At 39.3% G+C, this 6203-nt stretch carries 6 protein-coding genes; 4 read left to right on the top strand and 2 right to left on the bottom strand.

Features of this window, described 5'->3' with window-relative positions:
- Window positions 1-19: 19 nt before the first annotated feature.
- Both ACY9Z2_RS16335 and ACY9Z2_RS16340 read left to right on the top strand, forming a co-directional pair.
- Window positions 20-376: a YlbF/YmcA family competence regulator gene (locus ACY9Z2_RS16335; protein WP_463610733.1), complete on the top strand. Its 357-nt coding sequence runs from the start codon at window positions 20-22 to the stop codon at window positions 374-376.
- 119 nt (window positions 377-495) lie between these two features.
- Entirely contained in the window at window positions 496-1266 is a 771-nt protein-coding gene (locus ACY9Z2_RS16340) for an enoyl-CoA hydratase-related protein (RefSeq protein ID WP_463610734.1), read from the top strand.
- A gap of 371 nt (window positions 1267-1637) precedes the next feature.
- Here ACY9Z2_RS16340 and ACY9Z2_RS16345 read toward each other — a convergent pair whose 3' ends face one another.
- Both ACY9Z2_RS16345 and ACY9Z2_RS16350 read right to left on the bottom strand, forming a co-directional pair.
- Complete coding sequence (locus ACY9Z2_RS16345) at window positions 1638-1823, bottom strand: YhzD family protein (RefSeq protein ID WP_463610735.1); 186 nt, start codon at window positions 1821-1823, stop codon at window positions 1638-1640.
- A gap of 192 nt (window positions 1824-2015) precedes the next feature.
- Window positions 2016-3470 carry an RNA-guided endonuclease InsQ/TnpB family protein gene (locus tag ACY9Z2_RS16350; RefSeq protein ID WP_463610736.1) on the bottom strand — a complete coding sequence of 485 codons (1455 nt, stop codon included), beginning with the start codon at window positions 3468-3470 and terminating at the stop codon, window positions 2016-2018.
- 211 nt (window positions 3471-3681) lie between these two features.
- Between ACY9Z2_RS16350 and ACY9Z2_RS16355 the strand changes: the two genes are divergently transcribed.
- Complete coding sequence (locus ACY9Z2_RS16355) at window positions 3682-4581, top strand: ABC transporter ATP-binding protein (protein ID WP_463610737.1); 900 nt, start codon at window positions 3682-3684, stop codon at window positions 4579-4581.
- A complete protein-coding gene (locus ACY9Z2_RS16360) occupies window positions 4574-5824 on the top strand; it encodes an ABC transporter permease (protein WP_463610738.1) in 1251 nt (416 codons plus the stop codon). The genes ACY9Z2_RS16355 and ACY9Z2_RS16360 overlap by 8 nt, the downstream gene beginning before the upstream one ends.
- The last annotated feature ends 379 nt before the right edge of the window (window positions 5825-6203 follow it).

The following is a 6203-nucleotide window of genomic DNA, read 5'->3' on the forward strand; positions in this document are numbered from 1 at the left end:
TTTTAGAGGAGGATCTATTTTGCCTAATATTTATGATAGTGCGTATGATCTCGAGAAAGCAATTCGTGAAAGCGAAGAATTTAAAAGTTTAAAAGGTGCTTATGATGCGGTGATGAATGACGAATCTGCTAAGCAAATGTTTGAAAACTTCCGTAATACACAAATTGAATTGCAAGAGAAACAAATGCAAGGACAAGAAATTACAGAAGAAGAAGTAGAAAAAGCACGTCAGGTTGTGGAATTAGTACAACAACACGAAGATATTTCAAAACTAATGGAACAAGAACAACGCCTAAATATGGTAATTAATGATGTTAGTCGTATTATTACCAAGCCATTAGAAGAACTTTACGGCGAGCCTGAATCAGCAGAATAAGTAAGAATACAACCTGTAGATAACACTATAGGTTGTTTTTTTATTTTTTACAGGCAGGATTTCAAGGAGAAATTGGAGAAATAGTAAACAAAGTCAAAATATGCATAGGGGTGTTAGGAATGGAAACTGTCTCATACGAAAGTGTCGACCAAGTTGGCTATATTTATTTAAATCGTCCTGAACGATTTAATGCATTAAATAAAGAAATGCTTAGTGAGCTTCTTGAAGTAATTACGGAGGTTGAACAAAACGAAGACCGAATTGTCATTATTAGTGGAAGAGGTAAGGCGTTCTGTGCAGGTGGCGATGTCTCCATGATGACAGATTGGGCAAACAAAGATTTCTACGTAGAAGTTATGGATATGATAGAAGAAATTATAATGAAGCTATATGTAATGCCAAAAATTGTTATATCTGCAATAAAAGGCTCGGCAGCAGGACTAGGTTTAAGCTTAGCATTGGCGGCAGATTATGTAATTGCCCAGAATGATGCCAAACTTGGTGTACTGTTTTTAGGAGTAGGGTTGGCTCCGGATGGTGGTGGCCATTTTTGGTTGAAGGAACGACTAGGAGTCCATGGTGCGAAACAATTTACATGGAGTATGGAACAAGTTGATGGGGCGACAGCTTACTCAATGAATTTGGTAGATCAAGTGAGTGAAGACCCTGTGATAAATCATGCATCAGATCTGGCAAAACAGTTACTTCTACAACCATTGACTTCTATGGTGAAAACAAAACTTATGTATCATAATCAAAAGAAAGATGAGTTAAAGCATTTCTTAGCTGAGGAAAAGAAAACACAATGGGAGCTAAGACAAACGAAGGATCACCAAGAAGGCGTCAGTGCCTTTTTAGAAAAACGTAAGCCTGTATTTATTGGGAAATAATGAGGATGGGATAAAAGTAATTTTATCATAGAAAATCCGAACGATAATAAAGTTGTGTAAAAAAACCGCTCCGGAAATATACTTCGCTTTCCGCGGGTGTCTGGTGAGCATCCTGCCATTCCTCCCGCAGGATAAGGAAAGCTTCCCTAAAAGAGCATCACACGCAGAAAAAGTGATTTTCTTTTTCAAGGAATCTACGTATATTTCCGGAGCTAATATAGATCATTGATCGTTATTTCAGTTGATAACACTAGTTATGTCCAACGTCATTGAATCTCTTTAAAGCAAGAACTCCAAAACTTATCAAGGCGTTGAACGGCTGAACCTTTCCAGAAATTAAAAAACTACACAATACTTTTTTTACTTTTCTACTATCGGTGGAACAAAACTAACTTTGCATCAGGTGAAACACAACGATGTGTATGCTCAGCATATCCTTCTTCTTCAAGCTTAGCAGTTCCTACCTTTTTTGCTTCGTTATCGTTTTCAGCTGTAAATGACTCGTCTAGCAATTTATCACCGGATTTATCAAATACTGTTAATACATACGTACGCACTATAATTCCTCCTCAAAGACTTTAACTTAATTCCTATTATATACGTTCTTCATTTGTAACAAAAGTCAGATGATACTCCCCATGGATAAATCCAGGGGGTTTCAGTGGAATACAGATAGTGTCCTGCATTGTCCGACTGAGGGGCGACCACAAGCCCCCTTACACATCAGGCTATATAGCCTTCAGCTTTGCTTATTGGATTTGTACTCGTTTTGGGGACAGAAGGAAATCTTTCCGCCCCAATGCACTAAACGGACTGTCAATGCCGCAATGCTTCCGCAGAATATTAAACGCAGCGTTAATATCTGCATTGATCTGAATGTTCGTTCCTTTCACCCGAAAGAAGGCGCGACAAATACGCCGTCCCGAAAAGATGATACCGTTTTTCTCGCCGTTGTAAACGGGAATTGGATCTCCACTTAAGAAACAGGCTTTCGACGTGTAGCTTTCTTCCCTCGTCACGACTTGAATGCCGACCGCTTCCGCCTTATACTTTATCATCGACATCAGTTTATTGAATGGAAGTTGGATGAATGTCTGCTTGTCTGCTTTTTGCATTTTAACCGTCGTCTTCCAGCCGTCGTTTTTCCCGATGATGATCGTGTCGATTCCTCGTTCGACTGCAAGGTCTACAATCGCACGGCTCGCTTTGTGCATGTAATCCGTGACGCGGTAGTCTCGTTTGCGGTCGAGGTTTTCCAGTTTCTGTGAAAAATGTTGCCCTTCCTTCTCCTGCAGTCCGTTCCGTAATATCCGAACCGTCCGCGCCCGTTCTTTGTTGTACTGGTGATTGATGGATTTCAATACCTTGCCCTTGACGATGACCGGCTGACCGCCTGTATTATCTGCAATGGCTGCAAGGTTATCGACACCGATATCAATACCCATGATCCGTTTCGGGGTGAAGAGAAAATCGTTTTTCTTATCTTTCGGCCGTACCAATGCTTTTTCGTCGGTTTTCTTGAAAATCAATTCAATCACATATCGTCCGTAGAATGGCACGATGCGAACTTGTTGCAGACGCCCTTCTACGTCAGCTAACTTTCCGATTCGAAGTCGTTTTTTGGTCATTGGCAATTTCAATGTTTGATTGTCTACTATCCAAGCGGTCTGGTTTGTCAGCACGCACACCGTCCGTCCTTCTTTCTTCTTATAACGTGGAATTTTCGGCCGTCCTGTGTACTTCTCGGGATGCAGGTTGTAATCCTTGATTGCTTTATAGAACGAAGCCCAGTCTTCCAATACCTTTTTGATGACGTGCTGATTCGTCTGTGCGGGTAGTGCCCGATAGTCAGATTGTTTCATTGCTTTGAAAAGCCCGTCTAGAAAACCGTAACCGAGTGTCTTCTTCTCTTCGGATGGTGGATGAAACAAGGTAAGCTTTACCGATTCATCGTCTGGGCTTTTCGCTTTCCTTTTCTTAAAATTCGCTTGTTTTATCGCATTCATCGATGGAAGATGATGGGTAATCGCAGCCAACACTTCTTGCTGATTGGCATTCGATGTCCCGTTTCGCATAGCAGTGAACACCTGGCGATAGTAGAAATTCGTCGTGTTGTACAAATTTTTCGCGTTGAAGCACAACGCATCAAAATAGGAAAAGAGCTCATGGTTTTCATTGACTTCGATCTTGTAGGCACTATACATGTCTTCACCTCTCGTAGGAACACTTGTTCTAACATTATGTTATTAGTATACCCCACACACAAATCAAAAGCCAGTTTAAACGAACACGGATTATATCTCCATGCATGAATGTAGGGGTTTTACGCCGTTTTTTGATAATCTCAATAAATTTAAAAAGTGAAACCATAACTAAAGTAAATCGTAAACTAATAAGGAGAAAGGAGAGTTTGATGTGACCTTAGTTTTAAAAGACGTAACAAAACGATTTGGAAAAGAAACGGCTGTTAACAATTTGTCATTAGAGATTCCAGAAAGTGAAATGTTTGGTTTCCTTGGTGGAAATGGTGCAGGAAAAACGACCACATTTCGTATGATTCTTGGATTACTTGATGCATCTGCTGGTAAGATAGCGTGGAATGGGGACTCAATTAGCTATGAGAAAAGTCATTTAATTGGATATCTTCCAGAGGAACGCGGGTTATACCCGAAACTAAAGGTAAGGGACCAAATTATTTATTTAGGTAAATTGCGTGGGATGAAGAAAGCTGAAATAATAAGCGAGCTTGAAGCGTGGTTGACTCGTTTTAATGTGCCAGAATATATCGATAAGAAAGTAGAAGAACTGTCAAAAGGGAATCAACAAAAAATCCAATTTATTTCTGCAGTCATACATAAGCCGAAGTTGTTAATTATGGATGAACCATTCTCTGGACTAGATCCAATAAACGTCGAAATGTTGAAAGAAGCGGTTGTAGATTTAAAAAAACAAGGGACTTCGATTATTTTTTCTTCTCACCGTATGGAGCATGTGGAGGAGTTATGTGAGCACTTATGTATATTACATAAAGGCAAGCAGGTAGTTCAAGGCTCTTTAAGACAAATAAAAGATTCATTTGGTAAGAAAAATTTAATCGTTCATGCTGATACGGATCTCGATTTTTTACGTAATTTTGATGGTGTTACGAAATATAAGCCCGTCACTGGGGGATGTGAACTTCAAATCGAAAATGAAGCAGTATCCCAAACTATCTTTTCTAGTTTACAAGGGAAGGGATTCATTCGTAAGTTCGAACTTGAGGAACCCTCGTTGAATGATATTTTCATAGAGAAGGTAGGTGCATCGTATGAATAAATTTTGGATTATAACATCACATACCTATATGACTCGCTTTAAAACAAAATCCTTTTTAATTAGTACAATCGTTACGCTCTTGTTTGTGTTAGGTATAGCTAATTATCAAGCAATTTTCGATTCGTTTTCGGGAGATGGGAAACAAGAAATAGCTGTGCTAGATGAAACGGGCGAATTATTTACGTCATTGGAAGCTAGTGTAGAAAATACAAATCAAGATGTAAATCTTGTATCATTTGATCAATCGGAAGAGGCTGGGAAGTCTGCTGTCGAAGACGAGAAATATGATGCACTTATCGTCCTGACTAAAAACGCTAAAGAGCTACCGGAAGCTACTTACTATGCAAATAATATTGCTGATTCTGCAGAACAACAGGCAATTCAGCAACAGTTACAACAGCTTAAAGTTTCTGCTGCTACCAAACAGGCAGGCATTGATCAGGAAAAAATTACGGAAATCTATTCACCAGTTACGTTTAATACAGTTGCACTTGATGAAAGCGCAAAATCGTCCGAGGAACTCAGCCAGGCACGTGGAATTGTTTATGTAATGCTTTTTGTACTGTATTTATCTGTTATAACTTACGGAAATATGATTGCGACAGATGTGGCAACAGAGAAATCATCTCGGGTAATGGAGTTACTTGTTTCTAGTGTTTCACCTGTTACACAAATGTTTGCAAAAATTATTGGAATCGCATTACTTGGGTTAACGCAAGTGGGATTGTTAATTGCCTTCGCCTACGCGTTGATTATTTCCAAAAAGGATGAATTAACAGGAGGTGCATTCGAATATTTTGGCATACAGGGAGCATCTCCTTCATTGTTTATTTATGCGATAGTCTTTTTCATATTAGGTTATTTGCTTTATGCAACTCTTGCAGCAATGCTGGGCTCATTAGTGAGTAGAACGGAGGATGTTCAACAGCTTATTATGCCAATGATCTTTCTAATCATGATTGCGTTCTTTATTGCCATGTATGGCTTAAGTGCTCCTGACTCAACCTTTGTGATCATCAGTTCATATATTCCATTCTTCACACCAATGCTGATGTTCTTACGTGTTGGGATGTTAGATATCCCAATCTGGGAAGTTGCACTTTCGTTAGGTATTCTTATTGGCACGATTATTGTGTTGGCAATTATCGGCGCTCGTGTTTATAAAGGCGGCGTATTAATGTATGGAAAGTCTAGTTCTTTAAAAGATTTCAAGAAAGCAATTGCATTATCCAAAAGAGAATAGATTGTAACCCCCATTTAGCTACTGACTGATATGCTAAATGGGGGTTTTTAAAATCAGTCTACTTTTTTGATCTAATTTAGGTTAGATACAGGTGCGTACTTGATGTAAACTGCGAACTAGTGAAAATTTATGCTTATGTAACAGCAACGTTGATTTCCGCTGCGGACAGGGTCGGTGAGGTAACTTTTTCAAACGATTGCGTGCGTGGTGCCAGCTAGCGGACACACGATTCCTTATTTGGGTGAAATGAGGCTAAATGCGGTTGTTATCGGACTCAGGATTCTTTATTCGGGTAAGAACAGTTGAAAATCATGTTTTTTAGCCTAATAAGGCATCGTGTGTCCGATAATCCTCGAAATAAAGGTAAAAAAGGTAAATA

Source organism: Virgibacillus sp. GM2-2 (genome assembly GCF_055329585.1).